The sequence below is a fragment of the Companilactobacillus halodurans genome (assembly GCF_009600985.1).
GTDB lineage: Bacteria > Bacillota > Bacilli > Lactobacillales > Lactobacillaceae > Companilactobacillus > Companilactobacillus halodurans.
In genome coordinates this window covers 41,599-57,290 of sequence record NZ_VDFP01000002.1, presented here as the reverse complement: position 1 = coordinate 57,290, position 15,692 = coordinate 41,599, and the positions used below count along the sequence as shown (strand labels likewise).

Below are 15,692 nucleotides of genomic sequence, written 5' to 3'. Positions count from 1 at the left end.
ATTAATTTTCTTGCGATACTAAGCGATCCAAAACTTTTTGATAAGTTGTTACTAAATCTGCTTCATGCTTTCTGAAAACATCTTTGTCCATTGAATCGTGACTTTGTTTATCCCAAAGACGACAATTGTCAGGTGAAAATTCATCGACTAAAATAATTTCTGAACCAATTTTGCCAAATTCTAATTTAAAATCGACCAAATCAAAATTGCCTTGAGCAAAAAATGGAATCAACAACTGATTGATTTTTAAAGTTAATTCTTTGATATATTGAATGTCTTGTTTGTCAGCAATTTTCAAGGCGTGAATCTGTGATTCATTGATAAAGGGATCATCTAAAGCATCGCTCTTGTAATAAAATTCGATGATAGGTTCTTCTAAGTGCGTTCCAGTTTCGACATCGAATTTCTTAGCAAAACTTCCAGCTGTAATATTTCTTAAAACGACTTCCAGAGGAAAGACTTCAGTTTTTTTAACCAATTGTTCATGATCTGAAACATTTCTTACTAAATGAGTTTTGATGCCATTTTTAATTAAATAATCAAAAACTAAACTTGATATTTTGCAGTTCAAAACGCCCTTGCCTGGTTCAAGTTCTTTTTTCTTACCATTAAAAGCAGTAGCTTGGTCTTTATAAACCATCAAAACTTCATCAGCCTGTTTTGCTTGGTAGACGTTCTTGGCTTTTCCTTCATAGAGCAACTTCTCATCAGTCATAATTTACACTCTCCAAATTGGATTATTTTCGATAGCTTGTTTTGCTTGTGTTAAATTGTCGCTTAAAACTGTGATATGTCCCATCTTACGATTTTCTTTAATGGCATCTTTTCCATAATCATGGAAGTTCCATTCCGGATGCAAATTCAATTCAGCTTTCGCATTTTCTAAGTGCTGTCCTAATAAATTAACCATTAAAGCTGGTTTAAATAGTTCGACCTCAGGCATTGGTAAGTTGCAGACGCCTCTGATATGGCTATTGAATTGTGAAATATTGCAAGCTTCAATCGTTAAATGACCGGAATTATGTGGTCGCGGTGCAATTTCATTAACAAACACTTCATCGTCATCTGAAACAAAAAATTCAATACACATCGTACCCACTAGTTCCAATTCCTTAGCCAAAGTCTCGCCAACTTGGTAAATGTGTTGACTGGCTTGTTCGCTCAATTGAGCTGGGCAAGTACTGAGGTGCAAAATATTGTGACGATGAACATTTTCAATAATGGGAAAAATTGAAGTTTGACCATCACTATTAGCAGAAACTACAACTGAAACTTCTTTTTTCAAATTGATCTTCTTCTCTAACATGCATGGACCTTGCATCAACAATTCTTCAATATCGGCATAACAAACGTCATCTGGATCTTCGATTAGTATTTGACCTTTCCCATCATAGCCGCCTCTAATGGTCTTTAAGATTACGGGAGCAGTTAATTTTTCGATGCCTCGATGATATTCGAAGATATTTTTAATTACGACGTGAGGAACAGTTTGAAAGCCGCTTTGTTCAATAAAATCTTTCTCAGAAACACGGTTTTGCGTCACGCTTAAAGCTTTGGTACCTTGAGGAACTTGAGTATATTTTTTAACTTCATTAATTGCTTTAGCATCAACGTTTTCAAACTCATATGTCAAGACATCGCAACGCTTAGCTAGTTCAATCAATTTTTCTAAATCGTCATAATTGGCGACAATCTGGTCGTCAGAAACTTGGGCAGCGGAACAATTCTCTTGAGGATCAAGAATAATAACTTTATAACCCATAGCTTTAGCTTCAAAAGCCATCATCTGACCTAATTGACCGCCACCGATAATTCCAATCGTGGAATTAGGCAATATGCTTTTAGTCAAGATTTTTCCCACTTTCCAGTGACTTATCGTGCATTTGTTGCTGATAATCAACTAAGGATTTTTGATAAGCTTCATTTTTCAAAGCACAAATTTTTGTAGCAAGAATCGCGGCATTCTTCGCCCCTGCCTCACCAATCGAAACTGTTGCTACTGGAACTCCAGCTGGCATTTGAACAATTGATAATAATGAATCCATTCCTTTTAAATATTTAGAAGGAACCGGAACTCCAATTACAGGTAAGACTGTCGAAGAAGCAATCATCCCCGGCAAATGCGCTGCCCCACCAGCACCAGCAATAATTACCTGGAAATCATCCACAGCTTTTTTTGCAAAATCTAACATTTCTTGAGGCATTCGATGTGCTGAAATAACTTTGGTTTGGTGACTTACACCCAACTCATCCAAGACATCGATCGTGTTTTGCATAACTTTTAAATCAGAAATCGAGCCCATTACGATTGCGACATCACTCATTAAAAATTCCACCTTTCTTGCTTTGGTATTCAAAGTTTACCAAGATATGCGTTAGGTTTCAACGGTAAATACGAATTTTATACTTTTATTTTTAATAATTATTCGTACTTATCGGTTTCATTTGTAATTTAATTTAAATAATACAGTTTAAAGTTCGGAATTAATTAATGATTTAATATAAAGATATTCTCTTGATTTATGCAAAAAAAAAAAGGACTTAAAAATCGTTATACGATTTTTAAGTCCTTTTCAATTTAAGAAAATAATCAAAAACTATTATCCTAAATAATATCTTACTTGTTCTTCTTTTGTGAATTCTTCATGGTACTCATCAATTGATTAAGTTTCTTCTGTGATGGTTTTTGTCCCATTTGAGCCATCATTTGCTTAATCATATCCGCACTGATTGGTGGGTTATCTTGGAAGTATTTCTTCATGTACCATCTGGCAGCGAAGAAACCACCAACTAAACCAACCAATAGAGCTAAAATACCAACGACTATAGTTGTTCCCATTTATGTTTCACCCTTTCCATACATCTATTAATATTACAAAAAAAACTCCCTAATTGAAAGCCTTAATCGTCACGTAATCCCTTTTTGCGTTGAATTTCGCGAACTTTTTCCGGAGTAACTTCTTCCCCCTCTTTATTATAAACTCTCAACATTTCTAATCGAGACTTAAAACTTGCACGGAAATTCTTGAGGTATTCCTTACGCAATTGAGCTTGTTGGTCCTCTTCTTCTTTAGTAATAGTACCAGCTTTAGCCTTGTGAGCTAGTTCGTTAATCTTCTTTAACAACTCATCTTGTTCGTTCATAACTTTGTCTCTCCTCATTACATCGAACACTTGTTTGAACTTGTATTCAAATTTTGATACAATCTATTTAAGATATTAACAATGAGGTGTTCTAATGTCAAAAGCTGAAGGCTCTAAACAGTCAAAAATTTTACAATGCATTTATGATTATTTAGATGAACATGGATATCCGCCAACTGTAAGAGAGATTTGCGAAGCCGTAGATTTATCTTCAACATCAACGGTTCATGGTCACCTATCTCGTCTTGAAAAAAAAGGATTCATTCAACGTGACCCTACCAAGCCTCGAGCAATCGAGTTAACTGGTGCCGGTCTAAACTCTATTGGAATCAAGTCAAAACAAATCCCTATCTTGGGTGCTGTTGCCGCTGGTCAACCAATTACCGCTGAAAGAAACCCTGACGGTTATTTCCCAATTCCACCTGACTTGAATCGTGATTCTGGCGAATTGTTCATGCTTGAGATTCACGGTGAAAGTATGATCAATGCTGGAATTTACGATGGCGATCACGTCATCGTCCATGAGCAAAATTTTGCCAATAACGGCGAAATCATTATTGCAATGACTGAAGACATCGAAGCAACATGTAAGAGATTTTATCAAGAACACGGTCATTATCGCCTTCAACCAGAAAATGATACCATGGATCCAATCATTTTGGATAATGTTGAAATTCTCGGCAAAGTTGTTGGCTTATACCGTTCACAAATTTTTTAAAACTATCAAAAGATTGCTGATTGAAAAGTTAGCAATCTTTTTTTTCGTATTTTTTACTGATGCTTAATTATACGAACACGATAAACTTCTGTAACCGACTCTAAAGCATTTTTCAATTCGTCGATATCATTTGTTTTTAAATTGTCAACATCAACAATCGTATAAGCAATTTCTCCTTTTGCTGCATTACTCATATTCTCTATATTGATTTTTTTATTGGCGATTTGGGTACTGATCTGACCAACCATATTAGGAATATTTTGATGAATCACCGTAATTCTAAATTCTGTTTCAAATGGAACTTCAAGATTCGGCAAGTTGACGCAATGTTTAGTATCCCCTGATTCCAAATAATCCATTACCGTTTTTGCTCCTTGAGTGGCACCATTAGATTCAGCTTCAATTGTTGAACCTCCAATATGAGGCGTGATTGTAATCGAAGAATTTCCTGCAATCAAAGGTTCTCCAAAATCAGTACAGTAATGACTGATTTTTTGATGACGAAGTGCTTTTACAACTGCTTTATTATTAATTATCCCTAATCTTGAATAATTAAATAAAATGACATTTTCCTTCATTTCATCGATTTCTTTAGTCCCAATTAAATCGATTGTTGCATCATTTTTGGGTACGTGAACAGTCACAAAATCAGCATTTTGAACAGCTTTTTTTATCGAATCGACTCGCCTAACTTTATTATCAATTCGCCAGGCTCCATTAGTAGATAAATAAGGATCAAAACCAATGACCTTCATTCCTAATTGCATGGCTGCATTTGCCACCAATGATCCAACATGACCCAGACCAATCACAGCTAACTTTTTTGCAGCCAATTCACTGCCGTTGAATTTGGTCTTATCTTTTTCGGTTCTTTGTGAAATATCCGCTTGAGCATGGGCTATTGAATATTCATTTGCTGAAAAAAGATTTCTAGTGGTAGCAATCATCAAGGAAATCACCAATTCTTTAACTGCATTTGCATTGCTGCCTGGTGTATTAAAAACAGCTATTCCTTTTTTAGTTGCTTGTTTCAAAGGAACATTGTTAACTCCAGCACCAGCTCTAACAATGGCTTTTAAGTTCTGAGGCAAATTTTGATTCAATAAGTTAACCGAACGAATCAAATAAGCATCAGGATTATCTGTTTGATTGATTTGAAAATCATCTGTAAAAATTTCTAAACCACTTTTGGCAATCGCATTAAAAGTTTTAACTTGATACATTAGTGTTTCCCCCAATAATCTTTTTCAAATTTTCCTAAAAAGCTGACCAACTTTTCAACTCCTGCATAAGGCATAGCATTGTACAAGCTGGCTCGCATTCCACCGACTAATCGATGACCTTTAATATTTAAAAGTCCATAATCTTTTGCTTGGGCTATCAATTGACTATTGATTGACTTATCACCAGTTACAAAAACAACATTTGTTAAAGAACGGTCTGCTTTTTTCACAGGTGCTGTAAAAAGTTTTGATTCATCCAAAAAATCGTATAACAAATTAGATTTTTTCTGATTACGCTTTTGCATTTCCAAAACTCCACCTTGTTGCTTCAACCATCGTAAAACTAATCCAGCAACATAAATTGCAAAAACTGGTGGCGTATTGAACATGGAATTTTTTTGAGAAAAAAGTTGATAATCTAACATACTTGGCAAATTTTTAGCATGAGCAAATAAATCATTTTTGACGATTACAACGGTTAAACCAGCTATTCCAAGGTTTTTTTGAGCTCCTGCCATTACTAATCCAAAATCCGTAATTTGATATTTTTGTCCAAGAAAATTAGATGACATATCAGCTACCACAGGAGTCTGTCCTATTTGGGGAATTTTTTTATAAGCTGTCCCTTCAATCGTATTATTAGTTGTAATGTGTAGATAATCGTACTCATCTTGAGGAAAATCACTCAAAGTTGGCAATCTTGAATAATGGTTCTTTTTTGTAGAAGCTAAAATATCAACCGTAGTTTTGACTTTCTTAGCTTCTTCCATCGCTCTAATTGCCCAGTGACCACTATCTAATAGAGCAATTCGATGATATTTTATTGCTAAATTTAATGGTGCAGCACTAAATTGCAAGGTACAGCCACCCTGAAAAAAGAGCACACTATAATTATCAGGAATCTGTAATAAACCTCGTAAATCTTGTTGAGCTTGTTGAATAATTTCTTCAAACAATTCTGATCGATGAGAGATTTCCATAACACTCATTCCAGAATTTTTATAGGATGGCAAATCATCTTTAATTTGTTGAATCACTGAGTTGGGCAAAGTCGCTGGCCCTGCTGAAAAATTGTATACTTCCATATTCAAAAGCTCCTTTTAAATTAAAATAAAAATCCCCACAGACAATATTCTGTGAGGATTATTAATTCTAATTTTTAGAAACCTCACAGATGTAATTGTCTTACATACATGAGGTTTATTGTGTCAGTTAATAAGCCTACATGTATAACGTGTAGACTTGGAGGAGACTGTTAAATTATTAATATTAAATTTTATCATATTAAAATACCTCCAATTAACTTAAAGACACTTTAACATTTCATTTTTAATTGTCAACTATCAATGGAGTAAATATTGTATAATTTGCTTAATGTATTCATTGTAAAAACAACTTAAGAGGAATAAAAATGACAGAATTTTATTTTATTCGTCACGGACAGACTAAAGCCAACGTGATGAAGATGAAACAAGGAACTATCAACACAGAAATCACTTATCTTAATGAAAATGGTCAAAAGCAAGCTCAAAAATTAGCCGACAACTTTGATATCAGTTTTGCCGACCGTGTAATTTCTAGTCCATTAGAGAGAACTAAGCAAACGACAGCTATTTTGAACCAATCAGCTCACCTGCCAGTCAGTTACGATAAGCGCTTAGTGGAGATTTCTTACGGCCAATGGGATGGTCAAAAAAATGCTGATCTTAGAAAAATCCATCCCGATGCTTATAACGACTATCTCAATGATGTCTTACCAATGTATGTTAAATATGCTACCGATGGTGAGACTTTTGATGATGTTATCAAACGAGTCGATGAATTCATTAAAGAAATGGCCAATAAATATCCTAATGAGAAAATAATTTGTGTTACGCATGGTTTTACTGTTAAGGCGGCAGCTTTAGATATTTTACAGCCTAAAGATGTGATGGCCTTACCAGAACCGCGCAACACCAGTATTTCCAAAATCACCGTCTTACCTAAGACAAACGAATTTTACCTCGAATACTATAATCAATTGTATTGAAAATTTTGAAACATAACATATCTTTTCTTGCTTAAATCGAGTAAGAAAAGGTAATTAAAATCAAGGTATTTTTCATTTTAGTTAGTGTAATATGCCGTCCTCCATAGCAAAGCAAATTTGGCTGGAACGATGTGGGCACGACTTTAAGCCTTTGCCAAGATCAGGCAAAGTCTTAAAGCTCGGCCTTATTCTAAGCAATAAATTGCTAAGAATAATTTCACATCTGAGCCAATTTGCTTTGCTATTCCGGACTGGATAGTGGTTTTATTTTTAATATCTTAAAGCAAAAAGCACCTGTCTAGATAACAGTTTGTCGACTATCTAGATAGATGCTTATTTGATTTGGAATTACTTGAAATAAATAATGAATGACGTTATCCAATCGGCAGTGGCAGCTTTGTGAATGATCAGTACTGAAATTGTACTTAGCGATTTATCGATTCATGGAAGAGGTTGGTTACTTTAATAAAGGGACATATTCAATTAAGGAATTCATCTATATTTAATTCATCTGATGTTCCCAAAAGGACTAGCCTAAATTTCTTAAATAAATTGTCAAAATTAGTTTCACCGTATACAATTCGTCCCATAAGTTTGACTTTGTTGTTATTGCCTTCAACGAAACCAGAGTTAATGAATGAAGATATTTCGGACTTACTATATTTTTTTACAAAATTATATATTGCCTTTACATTGGTCCTCATTATTGCAGAATAAATTTCCGAAAACTTTTTAATTATTGGAAAATTAGATTCAATAATATCTTTGTACTTATAGTCATTGGATCATTTTTTAGTAAATTGTTTATCATACATTTATATTTAATTATAGTGATATCTTTTGGATATCTTGATTCTAGAACTAAGTGGTGTTAACCCTCTGTTTCTCACCCTTGAAATTATTTTTACCAATAGTGTACATGCAGGACCAAAACGTTGTTTGATTTTTATCATATCACTTACTCAATACATACAAGAAAATGATCGTATCTGAGTATCCTGCCAACATCATTTTGTACATGATGTTCTCATAATTATTGGTAACCGATTTTTTTACATTTAATTGTGCCTAGTTCTTTTATTTTTTGAGGGGTCGTATTTAAAAATTTATGAATCATTGATACTCCCGATTGGATAATGTCACTTACCGTCTATTCTAATATTTTCAAATCATAAATAGCATTCATTTAAATATAAAGTCGATAAACTCTCTTATCTAAACGAATGCTTTTGCTATTTGATTTAAAAACAAAACCACTATCTAGTCCGGAATAGCAAAGCAAATTGGCTCAGATGTGAAATTATTCTTAGCAATTTATTGCTTAGAATAAGGCCGAGCTTTAAGACTTTGCCTAATCTTGGCAAAGGCTTAAAGTCGTGCCCACTTCGTTCCAGCCAAATTTGCTTTGCTATGGAGGACGTCATATTACACTTTATCTTAAGTTATCTGTTTTAATACTCAAAAGCTAGTTATACTCTTAACCATAAAAATAATTATAAGCTGCACCTATTAAATTAGAATCATTGTGATACTTTGCGGGAATTAGATGAGGAATCAATTTGATGTCTTCAATATTTTCAACTAAATTTTTGATCGTTGATTCCAAAGTATCGAGGAAATATTGATTCTCTAACACGCCACCACCGATGACGATTGCTTCTGGATCAATCACAAATTGTAAATTATAAATTACTTTAGCAAGATTATAAAACATGCTTTTAGTATACTTTTGAGCTTTCTTATCTCCATTTTCAGCTAATTGGAGCACTTCTTTGCCGGTTAAATTAGTTTGGTTAGCCCGATTATAATCTTGTGCCATGTGGACCGCGGTTCCAAGAAAACTCAAACGCTTATTTCCATGCCCTAATATCATACCAAACTCTCCACCTAAGCGATGGCTTCCATGAACAATTTGGCGATGGACTACTACTGACCCGCCAACACCAGTTCCAACTACTACGAAAATAATATTTTGCATATGCGTAGCAACGCCCATCGAAATCTCCGCTAAAGCTGCACAATTAGCATCATTTTCCATTGTTACAGGCAAGCCTAAACGTTCTTCAATAGCTGCTTGAATGGGAAAATTATGAATATATGGCAAAGCGCTGATTCCGCATATCATGCCTCGTCTTTGGTCAACAGCACCAGGGATACTGAGACCAACGCCATCAATTTGTTCATCGCTGAAATTAGCAACGATTATTTCTAGCACTTGATAAAAATCTTCAAGATTATCAGGTGTTTTAATTTTTCCTTTTGAGCTTAGGTTTCGATACTTATGATTCCATAAACCATATTTGATGCTAGTTCCACCAACATCGATGGTTATAATTTGCTTCATAATATAATCCATCCTAAATTTATTTATTATTCAGTTTGATACTCAAATACCCATAAATCAAAATTCCTAATTAAATTTATCTTTTTATTAAGGTGTGTTTTAATAAAAATATATTGATATTATGAGGTGCGCAGTATGGACAAAGAAAAAATCCACGATTATTGGTTCAATTTTTTGCAAGACAAGAATTCACTCTATTACCCATTAGGAGATATTTCGTCTTTTGGTGCTGAACCAGATAAATTAGCCAATCTAGTTTGTGATGGCGTAAAAACCGCAACGACATCATCTTACGATTTATATGAGCCTAATGAGTACTTGCCTCAAGTTGGAGATTATAACATCATCTTGGACGGTCAAGAAAATCCTATCTGCATTACAAAAACTGTCGTTACTGAAGTCGTTCCTTTTAAATACGTCAGTGCTGAACATGCCTACCATGAAGGCGAAGGTGACAAAACCTTAACTTATTGGCGTAAAGTCCATGAAGATTTTTTTAGAAAAGAATACCAAGAATCTGGCAAGGAATTTAATGATGAGATTCCTTGTTTGTGTGAGGTCTTCAAACGTATTTACTAATGGAAAAATAAAATACTAAAAATTTTTATTTAACATGATTTAGTTTGCCATTTAATAGTCAATAAAGCAAAGTCTTTGAAAAATTAAGAGAATTTTTATCAATTTTAATATATAAAATTGATATATTTTGCGTAAAAAAATAAACTGTCATCTCTTTTACGAGCATGACAGTTTATTTTTATCAAGTTAATTTACTAACGTATTAGTTACGACGAAGTTCCTTAATACGTGCAGCCTTACCTGTACGGTTACGTAGGTAGTAAAGCTTGCTACGACGTACACGACCATGTCTGATAACTTCGATTTGTTCTACACGAGGTGTGTTCAATGGGAATGTTCTTTCAACACCAACACCATTACTTACCTTACGAACAGTATAAGTAGCACTGATACCTGTACCATGTCTCTTGATTACGACACCTTCGAATAGTTGGATACGTTCACGTGATCCTTCAACAACCTTAGCATGTACACGAACAGTGTCACCACTACGGAAGTCAGGAATATCAGAACGTAATTGTTCTTTTGTAATATCTTGAATTAATTTATTCATAAATAATTTCTCCCTGCCGACACTCTTATATATCTCTGACATACAGCGGAATATCGTTAATATGTGCGTTCAAACACTCTTAATATGATACTTTATTTGAACTTAATTGTAAACTAATAATTCTGACGAATTTTGTGCAAGAGCTTTTGTTCCTCATCTGTCAGGTCTGTAGACTCTAATAAATCAGGACGACGCTCTAGGGTTTTTTTCAAAGCTTGCGTTAAACGCCAGAGACGGATTTTTTCGTGATCCCCACTAGTTAATACTTCGGGCACCTTTTTACCACGGAAATCGGCTGGACGCGAATATTGAGGGTACTCTAACAGTCCATGGGAAAATGATTCTTCCTCTGCCGAAAATGAATTACCTAATACTCCGGGCACAAAGCGCAAAGTAGCATCGATCATGCTCATGGTAGGCAATTCTCCACCTGTTAGGATGTAATCGCCAATGGAAACTTCATCGGTAACTAAATCTTTGACCCGTTCGTCAAAGCCTTCATAATGCCCACAGATAAAGACTAATTGGTCTTCTTTAGCAAAATCTTGTGCCATTTTTGTGTTAAAAGTTTTTCCAGCTGGGTCTAACAAAACGACCCGTTTTTTACCTGGCTTTTCTTTTTCAACAAAATCCATTGCATCGTAAATTGGTTGAGCTTGCAAGAGCATCCCTGCTCCACCACCATATGGCGAATCATCCACATGATTTTGTTTATTAGTCGTGAACTTGCGAAAATCCACGACATCAATATTCACAAGCTCTTTTTCTTGCGCCTTGCCAATCAAAGATTCGTTTAGTGCATTAAACATTCTTGGAAAAATACTTAAAATTGTAATATCCATTAGTCTATCAATCCATCCGGTATTTCGACTTTGACAATTCCCTTATCAAGGTCGACTTTTTTAATTACGTCTTCAATATAAGGCAATAAAACCTCTTTATATTTAGGACCTTTGACGACCCAAACGTCGTTTGAACCTAATTCCATAATTTCCGTTACTTTACCAACTTCGCCCAAATCTTTGTCGATAACTGTTAAACCAATTATCTGTTTGTAGAGAAATTCGCCCTCATTTAAATTAGGGGTTTCTTCACCGCTAGCAAATAATTCTGACTTAACATATTTTTCAACGTCATTGATATTGTCATAGCCTTTAAATTTCAATAAAACAAAATTTTTATGTGGACGTGATGATTCGACGGTAAATTCACTGATCTGTTCTTTATTTTTCAAATAAAGCTTAGCACCAGCTTTAAAACGATCTTCTGGAAAATCTGTAATGGGGACTATTCGCAATTCGCCTTTAATACCATGAGTATTGACGATTGTACCAACTCGATATAATTTTTCGGTCATTTTTCCTCCGTGAATAAAAATAGGACCGCGACAAACATGTCTGGTCCCATCATAAATTACTATTTAGTATACTTGCTTTCGTGGAACTTTTGCATAATTCCGTGTTGTTTCAACAAGTGACGAACAGTATCTGAAGGTTGTGCACCTTTGTTTAACCATTCAACGATCTTGTCATCGTCTAATTTGATTTCTTCTGGTTGTGAGATTGGGTTGTAGTAACCAACTTGTTCGATGAAGCGGCCATCACGTGGTGAACGTGAATCTGCAACAACTAATCTATAAAATGGTCTTAACTTACTACCCATACGTTTCATTCTGATTTTAACTGACATATGTTTGTTTCCTCCTAAATACTTAACTTCGTTAGTATACACAAAAAAATAGGTGCTGTAAAGTTTTTTTCTTTACACCATCGGATTTTTTTATGATTTAAAACGTTTAATCTTCTTTAAGCGCTTCTTCTTACGTTTCTTGCTCTTTCTAACCATAGAGTGCATTGCCATTTTAACCAAACGACCAGAAGCACCATTACCCATTAGTTGGTCCATGCCAGACATGTTACCTTTACTCATCTTGTTCATCATGTCGCGTGATTGCTTGAATTGTTTAATCATCCGATTAACATTTTGCACGCTTTGACCAGAACCTTTAGCGATTCTGCGTCGTCTTGATGGATTCAAAAGGTCAGGGTCTTCACGTTCTTTAGGCGTCATTGAATAAACGATAGCTTTCAAATGAGCAATATCTTTTTCACCGATATTGATATTTGCCAAAGCTTTATTATTAGCCATTCCTGGAATCATCTTCATGATTTCATCCAAAGGTCCCATTTTTTGAATCTGGTCCATTTGGTCGATAAAGTCATTGAAGTCGAAACTGTTCTCACGAATTTTTTCAGCAACTTCTTTAGCTTGCTTTTCATCGTAATCAGTTTGAGCTTTTTCAATCAAGGTCAACATATCACCCATACCGAGGATACGGTTAGCCATACGATCAGGATGGAAGACATCCAATTGGTCTAATTTTTCACCTTGTCCAATGAACTTGATTGGTTTACCAGTGACAGAACGAATTGATAGAGCAGCACCACCACGGGTATCACCATCCAACTTAGTTAAGACGACACCAGTAATATCGAGTTGTTCATCAAATCCTTGTGCAACTTTAGCAGCAACTTGACCAGTCATTGAGTCAGCTACGAAAAGGATTTCATTTGGATGAGCTAAATCTTTGATTCTTTGAAGCTCATTCATCAATTGTTCATCGATTTCCAAACGTCCAGCGGTATCAATAATGACATAGTCATTCTTATTTTCAGCCGCTTGTTTGAGCCCATTTTTAACAATATCAACTGGATCGTGCTCAGTTCCTTCATCATAAACCGGAACATCTAATTGTTGACCAATCGTTTTCAATTGTTCAACAGCAGCGGGACGATAAACATCTCCAGCGATAAATAATGGACGAGCTTTTTGAGTCGTCTTTAAACGGTTAGCTAATTTACCAGCCGTGGTAGTTTTACCAGCACCTTGAAGACCAACCATCATGATGATTGTTGGAATATGTGGTGCTTTATTCAACGGAACAGCTTCTTGTCCCATTAATTTGGTTAATTCTTCGTCAACGATTTTGATAACTTGTTGCGAAGGCGTCAAGCTTTCCATAACTTCAGCGCCTAGAGCACGTTCTCGAACTGTTTTGACAAAGGTTTTTACAACATCGAAGTTAACATCAGCTTCAAGTAAAGCCATACGTACTTCACGCATTACTTTACGAACATCTTCTTCAGAGAGCTTACCTTTTCCCTTTAAAGAAGAGAACACTTTTTGTAAACGTTCGCTTAATCCTTCAAAAGCCATATTCTACTCCTACATTTCATTTATTTTAGAAATTCTTTTTACTAGTTTTAATAGTTCTTTATCACGTGGATATTTTTTTTGAACTAACTGATCCAATTGTTCCGAAATATCATCGATTTCTTGAGTTTTTTCAACTAAACCCAATTCTTTTTCAAACGATTCTAACAAATTGACCGAGCGATGCAAGTTGTCTAAAACCGCCTGACGAGATACTTCTAGTTGCTCTGCTATCTCGCTTAAAGAAAAATCTTCTACATAATAAAGATCCATGTACCGACTTTGTTTCTTGGTCAATAGTGATTGATAAAAATTATACAACAAATTTACTCGTGTCGTCTCATCTATATCCATAGCTATTTATCAGATGACCCGACAATCAATTCCTTGAACAATCCATAGATGAATTTTTCAGGATCAAAGTCGCGTAAATCGTCCATTTGTTCACCAAGACCAACTAATTTGACTGCTAAATGCAGTTCGTTTCTGATGGCTAAAACGATACCACCTTGAGAACTTCCATCCAGTTTAGTCAAAACAATTCCGGTTACGTCAGTCGTGTCCTTAAATTGCTTTGCTTGACTCAAGGCATTTTGTCCGGTCGAACCGTCTAAGACTAATAAAACTTCTTGAGGTGCTTGTGGCAATTCACGGCTGATAACTCGTTTGATTTTTTCAAGTTCTCTCATCAGGCCTTGTTTATTCTGTAAACGACCAGCTGTATCTACTAAGAGGATATCGAAATCTTCTTTTTGAGCACGTTGAACGGCATCATAAACAACTGAAGCAGGATCAGTGTGAGCTTTACTTGCTTGAACGGGTACATTGACACGTTTGCCCCATTCTTGCAACTGTTCAATCGCACCAGCTCTGAAAGTATCAGCAGCTGCCAAAAGCACTTTTTTACCTTCTTGTTGATATCTGTGAGCTAACTTGCCAACAGTCGTTGTTTTTCCGGCACCATTAACTCCAACGAACAAGAAGACTGTAGGCGTTTTGTCGGTACTGAATTTTAAGGAATTATCCTCTTCTTTGCCTTCTTCGCCATACATATCGACTAATTTTTTAACAATGACATTAGAAACATCGGAACGTTTCTTGGCATTTTCCAATTTAACTTCTTCACGCAACTCATCAGAAATTTTGATAGCTGTTTCATACCCGACATCCGATTCAATCAATAATTCTTCAAGGTCATCAAAGAAGTCCTCATCGACGCTTCTGAAATTAGCCATGAAACGATTAAACCGAGCGCTGAATGAATTACGACTCTTTTTGAGACCCTTATCGTATTCTTCGATGTCATCTTGTTGCTCTTTTGCTTCAGTTTCAAATTCAGAAACCTGATTTTCATTTTTATCTGGGTTTTCTGCTTGCTTTGAAGTCTTCGTTGTTTCTTCAGATTCATCTGTAGTTTGAGTTTGTGACTCTGCTTTTGCTTCTGGTTTTGCTTCTTCTTCAACTTGAGACTTAGGTTCAACAGACTCTTTTGTTTCTGATTCTGGTTTTGACTCTTTAGTTGTATCTTCAGAAGTTTCAACCGTCTTTTCTTCAGATGCCTCTTCGACAGATTTGTTTACTGGTTCAGTTTCCTTATTATCATCTGCTGGTTTACTAGTACCTTCATCATTTGATTCATCTGAAGTTTCATTGGTCGATTCTTCTGCAGATTCTTTTGGTGCATTATTTTCATTTAATTCTTTTTTAGAAGCAGTATCACTGGATTCTTCTTTTTGGTCAGACTTTTCTTGGTCAGATTGATTATTTTCAGATTCCGCAGATTCTTTTGTAGCTTCCTCTTCTTGAGATTTTTTTTCTAAATCTTCTTTTGAATCATCTTTACCAGTAAAGGCTTTTTTAATTCGATCAAATAATCCCATATTTAACTC

General features: G+C 35.2%; 19 protein-coding genes. 3 read left to right on the top strand and 16 right to left on the bottom strand.

The features are described from left to right. Position 1 precedes the first annotated feature (1 nt). From purC to FHL06_RS01600, 5 genes are all read right to left on the bottom strand, one after another. Positions 2–715, bottom strand: coding sequence for a phosphoribosylaminoimidazolesuccinocarboxamide synthase (purC, locus tag FHL06_RS01620; RefSeq protein WP_153384504.1), 714 nt, complete (start codon positions 713–715; stop codon positions 2–4). Positions 716–718: 3 nt separating this feature from the next. Further along, the gene (purK, locus tag FHL06_RS01615) at positions 719–1,849 is read right to left on the bottom strand and encodes a 5-(carboxyamino)imidazole ribonucleotide synthase (RefSeq protein ID WP_238333938.1); all 1,131 of its coding nucleotides are present in this window, start codon (positions 1,847–1,849) and stop codon (positions 719–721) included. Beyond that, a complete protein-coding gene (purE, locus tag FHL06_RS01610) occupies positions 1,842–2,324 on the bottom strand; it encodes a 5-(carboxyamino)imidazole ribonucleotide mutase (protein WP_153384502.1) in 483 nt (160 codons plus the stop codon). Before purE ends, purK begins: the two co-directional genes overlap by 8 nt. 293 nt (positions 2,325–2,617) lie before the next feature. Beyond that, positions 2,618–2,839, bottom strand: coding sequence for a YneF family protein (locus FHL06_RS01605; protein ID WP_153384501.1), 222 nt, complete (start codon positions 2,837–2,839; stop codon positions 2,618–2,620). Positions 2,840–2,901: 62 nt separating this feature from the next. After that, complete coding sequence (locus FHL06_RS01600; protein WP_153384500.1) at positions 2,902–3,144, bottom strand: DUF896 domain-containing protein; 243 nt, start codon at positions 3,142–3,144, stop codon at positions 2,902–2,904. Between the two features lie 94 nt (positions 3,145–3,238). Here FHL06_RS01600 and lexA point away from each other — a divergent pair, with 94 nt between their 5' ends. After that, positions 3,239–3,862, top strand: a complete 624-nt coding sequence (gene lexA, locus FHL06_RS01595) for a transcriptional repressor LexA (RefSeq protein WP_153384499.1) — start codon at positions 3,239–3,241, stop codon at positions 3,860–3,862. A gap of 53 nt (positions 3,863–3,915) precedes the next feature. Here the strand turns inward: lexA and FHL06_RS01590 are convergent, their stop codons facing one another. Then, entirely contained in the window at positions 3,916–5,085 is a 1,170-nt protein-coding gene (locus FHL06_RS01590) for a 3-phosphoglycerate dehydrogenase family protein (RefSeq protein ID WP_153384498.1), read from the bottom strand. Further along, positions 5,085–6,170, bottom strand: coding sequence for a 3-phosphoserine/phosphohydroxythreonine transaminase (serC, locus tag FHL06_RS01585; protein ID WP_153384497.1), 1,086 nt, complete (start codon positions 6,168–6,170; stop codon positions 5,085–5,087). Before serC ends, FHL06_RS01590 begins: the two co-directional genes overlap by 1 nt. Positions 6,171–6,496: 326 nt before the next feature. Here serC and FHL06_RS01580 point away from each other — a divergent pair, with 326 nt between their 5' ends. Beyond that, positions 6,497–7,114 (top strand): histidine phosphatase family protein, encoded by a 618-nt coding sequence (locus tag FHL06_RS01580; protein WP_153384496.1) that lies wholly within the window; start codon positions 6,497–6,499, stop codon positions 7,112–7,114. Between the two features lie 479 nt (positions 7,115–7,593). Here the strand turns inward: FHL06_RS01580 and FHL06_RS15075 are convergent, their stop codons facing one another. Together FHL06_RS15075 and FHL06_RS01570 are read right to left on the bottom strand one after the other, a co-directional pair. Then, on the bottom strand, positions 7,594–7,851 hold the full coding sequence (locus tag FHL06_RS15075) for a transposase (RefSeq protein WP_420360957.1): 258 nt from the start codon (positions 7,849–7,851) through the stop codon (positions 7,594–7,596). Between the two features lie 740 nt (positions 7,852–8,591). Beyond that, the gene (locus FHL06_RS01570) at positions 8,592–9,458 is read right to left on the bottom strand and encodes an ROK family protein (RefSeq protein WP_153384494.1); all 867 of its coding nucleotides are present in this window, start codon (positions 9,456–9,458) and stop codon (positions 8,592–8,594) included. A 135-nt stretch (positions 9,459–9,593) separates the two neighbouring features. On the opposite strand from FHL06_RS01570, the gene FHL06_RS01565 reads away from it, so the two are divergent. Continuing rightward, complete coding sequence (locus tag FHL06_RS01565; protein ID WP_153384493.1) at positions 9,594–10,037, top strand: ASCH domain-containing protein; 444 nt, start codon at positions 9,594–9,596, stop codon at positions 10,035–10,037. 202 nt (positions 10,038–10,239) lie between these two features. On the opposite strand, the gene rplS is transcribed toward FHL06_RS01565, so the two are convergent. The 7 genes from rplS to ftsY all read right to left on the bottom strand — a co-directional run bounded on the left by rplS (position 10,240) and on the right by ftsY (position 15,683). Continuing rightward, positions 10,240–10,590 carry a 50S ribosomal protein L19 gene (rplS, locus tag FHL06_RS01560; protein WP_153384492.1) on the bottom strand — a complete coding sequence of 117 codons (351 nt, stop codon included), beginning with the start codon at positions 10,588–10,590 and terminating at the stop codon, positions 10,240–10,242. A 113-nt stretch (positions 10,591–10,703) separates the two neighbouring features. Further along, complete coding sequence (gene trmD / locus FHL06_RS01555; RefSeq protein ID WP_153384491.1) at positions 10,704–11,432, bottom strand: tRNA (guanosine(37)-N1)-methyltransferase TrmD; 729 nt, start codon at positions 11,430–11,432, stop codon at positions 10,704–10,706. Next, entirely contained in the window at positions 11,432–11,947 is a 516-nt protein-coding gene (gene rimM / locus FHL06_RS01550; protein ID WP_153384490.1) for a ribosome maturation factor RimM, read from the bottom strand. The genes trmD and rimM overlap by 1 nt, the downstream gene beginning before the upstream one ends. A gap of 59 nt (positions 11,948–12,006) precedes the next feature. Continuing rightward, positions 12,007–12,279 carry a 30S ribosomal protein S16 gene (gene rpsP / locus FHL06_RS01545; protein WP_057740148.1) on the bottom strand — a complete coding sequence of 91 codons (273 nt, stop codon included), beginning with the start codon at positions 12,277–12,279 and terminating at the stop codon, positions 12,007–12,009. 90 nt (positions 12,280–12,369) lie between these two features. Continuing rightward, the gene (gene ffh / locus FHL06_RS01540; protein ID WP_153384489.1) at positions 12,370–13,806 is read right to left on the bottom strand and encodes a signal recognition particle protein; all 1,437 of its coding nucleotides are present in this window, start codon (positions 13,804–13,806) and stop codon (positions 12,370–12,372) included. A gap of 9 nt (positions 13,807–13,815) precedes the next feature. Further along, complete coding sequence (gene ylxM, locus FHL06_RS01535) at positions 13,816–14,157, bottom strand: YlxM family DNA-binding protein (RefSeq protein WP_153384488.1); 342 nt, start codon at positions 14,155–14,157, stop codon at positions 13,816–13,818. A gap of 2 nt (positions 14,158–14,159) precedes the next feature. Next, the gene (gene ftsY / locus FHL06_RS01530; protein ID WP_153384487.1) at positions 14,160–15,683 is read right to left on the bottom strand and encodes a signal recognition particle-docking protein FtsY; all 1,524 of its coding nucleotides are present in this window, start codon (positions 15,681–15,683) and stop codon (positions 14,160–14,162) included. Between the last annotated feature and the right edge of the window lie 9 nt (positions 15,684–15,692).

Coding starts and splice junctions, on each gene's coding strand:
- FHL06_RS01570 (WP_153384494.1), bottom strand. CDS start 9,458: ATGAAGCAAATTATAACCATCGATGTTGGTGGAACTAGCATCAAATAT.
- FHL06_RS01565 (WP_153384493.1), top strand. CDS start 9,594: ATGGACAAAGAAAAAATCCACGATTATTGGTTCAATTTTTTGCAAGAC.
- FHL06_RS01580 (WP_153384496.1), top strand. CDS start 6,497: ATGACAGAATTTTATTTTATTCGTCACGGACAGACTAAAGCCAACGTG.
- serC (WP_153384497.1), bottom strand. CDS start 6,170: ATGGAAGTATACAATTTTTCAGCAGGGCCAGCGACTTTGCCCAACTCA.
- rplS (WP_153384492.1), bottom strand. CDS start 10,590: ATGAATAAATTAATTCAAGATATTACAAAAGAACAATTACGTTCTGAT.
- FHL06_RS01590 (WP_153384498.1), bottom strand. CDS start 5,085: ATGTATCAAGTTAAAACTTTTAATGCGATTGCCAAAAGTGGTTTAGAA.
- ylxM (WP_153384488.1), bottom strand. CDS start 14,157: ATGGATATAGATGAGACGACACGAGTAAATTTGTTGTATAATTTTTAT.
- purC (WP_153384504.1), bottom strand. CDS start 715: ATGACTGATGAGAAGTTGCTCTATGAAGGAAAAGCCAAGAACGTCTAC.
- lexA (WP_153384499.1), top strand. CDS start 3,239: ATGTCAAAAGCTGAAGGCTCTAAACAGTCAAAAATTTTACAATGCATT.
- ftsY (WP_153384487.1), bottom strand. CDS start 15,683: ATGGGATTATTTGATCGAATTAAAAAAGCCTTTACTGGTAAAGATGAT.
- ffh (WP_153384489.1), bottom strand. CDS start 13,806: ATGGCTTTTGAAGGATTAAGCGAACGTTTACAAAAAGTGTTCTCTTCT.
- purE (WP_153384502.1), bottom strand. CDS start 2,324: ATGAGTGATGTCGCAATCGTAATGGGCTCGATTTCTGATTTAAAAGTT.
- rpsP (WP_057740148.1), bottom strand. CDS start 12,279: ATGTCAGTTAAAATCAGAATGAAACGTATGGGTAGTAAGTTAAGACCA.
- FHL06_RS01600 (WP_153384500.1), bottom strand. CDS start 3,144: ATGAACGAACAAGATGAGTTGTTAAAGAAGATTAACGAACTAGCTCAC.
- rimM (WP_153384490.1), bottom strand. CDS start 11,947: ATGACCGAAAAATTATATCGAGTTGGTACAATCGTCAATACTCATGGT.
- FHL06_RS01605 (WP_153384501.1), bottom strand. CDS start 2,839: ATGGGAACAACTATAGTCGTTGGTATTTTAGCTCTATTGGTTGGTTTA.
- trmD (WP_153384491.1), bottom strand. CDS start 11,432: ATGGATATTACAATTTTAAGTATTTTTCCAAGAATGTTTAATGCACTA.